This is a genomic window from Rhodococcus sp. 14C212 (genome assembly GCF_011058195.1).
In the GTDB taxonomy this organism is placed as follows: Bacteria; Actinomycetota; Actinomycetes; order Mycobacteriales; family Mycobacteriaceae; genus Rhodococcus; species Rhodococcus aetherivorans.
Genome location: NZ_JAALEH010000202.1, coordinates 1 through 1,562, shown reverse-complemented (window position 1 = coordinate 1,562; position 1,562 = coordinate 1). Strand labels below are relative to the sequence as shown.

At 75.0% G+C, this 1,562-nt stretch carries 2 protein-coding genes; both read right to left on the bottom strand.

The window, feature by feature from the left end:
* Positions 1-409: response regulator transcription factor (locus G6038_RS30665; RefSeq protein ID WP_165042671.1), on the bottom strand; the 409-nt coding region annotated here is incomplete at its 3' end.
* 37 nt (positions 410-446) lie between these two features.
* A partial coding sequence (locus G6038_RS30660; protein ID WP_165042669.1) for a DUF5931 domain-containing protein occupies positions 447-1,562 on the bottom strand: 1,116 nt, incomplete at its 5' end.

The following is a 1,562-nucleotide window of genomic DNA, read 5'->3' as shown; positions in this document are numbered from 1 at the left end:
ACATGCGGCGGTACTCCCCGAGGACCAGACCGGCCAGTCCGGGCGTGAACACCGCCTGCCCGGCGGCGGTCGCCCGCACGGCCTCGACCAGCTCCGCGGCCGACGCGCTCTTGACCAGGTATCCGGACGCGCCGGCCTTCACGGCACCGAGGACGTCGTCGCGTTCGGAGGAGGCGGACAGCACCAGCACGCGGCTGGCCGGGGAGACCCGGAGCACGGCGGCGGTGGCCTCGGTGCCGGTGCCGTCGGGCAGCGACATGTCCATCAGCACGACGGTCGGCTGCACCGCCGCGGCCCGGCGCGCGGCCGCACCGACCCCGTCGGCGGTGGCGACGACGCGGAAGCCGGCCGCCTCGAGGTCCCGCGAGACGCCGTCGCGCCACATCGGATGGTCGTCGACGACCATCATCGTGATCGGCCCGGCACCGTTCGCCGCGTTGCTGCCCTCACGCACCTCGTGCTCCTCTCCTCGGCACCCGGATCTCCCATTCGGTGCCCTGGCCGGGCGAGCTGTCGAGCACGGCGGCGCCACCGAGCCACCGCGCGCGCCCGACGATCGACTTCGACACGCCCATCCGGCCCTCGGCGCGGGCCTCGGCGAGACGGCCGTCCGCAATGCCCACCCCGTCGTCGCGAATGCTGAGGATCACCTCGTCGCCGAGATCCTCGACCAGCACGTACGCTTTCGCGCCGGCGCCCGCGTGCAGCGTCGTGTTGGTCAGGGCCGTCGCGGCGATCGCCGCCAGTTCCGCGGCGCGGACGCGGTCGAGCAGGACCGGATCGGCGGGCGCGGAGACGGTGACGCCGGCACCGGCCTGCGCCCGCAGCAGCGCCCGCAGGTCCACGAGCTCCTCGCCGCGGTCGAGCTGGGTGCCCTGCTCGGAGACGAGCATCCGCAGTGCCGCCTCCTGTTCCCCGGCGAGGCGGGCGAGTTCGGCGGCCTCGCCGCCGAGTGCGGTGCCGCGGCGCCGCACCAGGGCCAGCACCTGCAGCACCCCGTCGTGCACCTCCCGGGCGAGCCGGTCGCGTTCCTCGGTGGCGGCCGCCACGCGCACGGCCTGTTCGAGCTGCCGGTGGGCGCGCCGGGCGGTGGTGGTGGCGAATCCCATCGCGACGCCGACCGCGACGAGCACGGGGGCGGTCGCGTCGCGCCACAGGTCGAGGTTGACCTGGTCGCGGACGACGGCACTGACCGTCGCCATCGCCAACGCCGACGCGACCCCCGCGGCGGGACCGCCGAGGATCGCGGCCGACAACACGGCGTTGGCGACCCACAGGGTGGTGGGCAGCGTCTGGTGGGTGCTGTACCAGTCGTGGCCGGCGACGAGCCGCGTCGCGCCCATGAGCGCGACCGCGACGACCTGATCGATCCCGACCACCACGGCGCGCTGCCCGACCCCCTGCGCCAGCAGCACCGCCGACACGCCGGACCACGCCGCCAGCAGGGCGACGAAGAACCAGCTGAGCCGCGGCGACGTGTAGTGAGCGACGGTGGAGAACTGGGAGCTGACGGCGTAGACGACGGTGACGAGCCGGAACACCTGCGCGGCCCGCCACAGCGG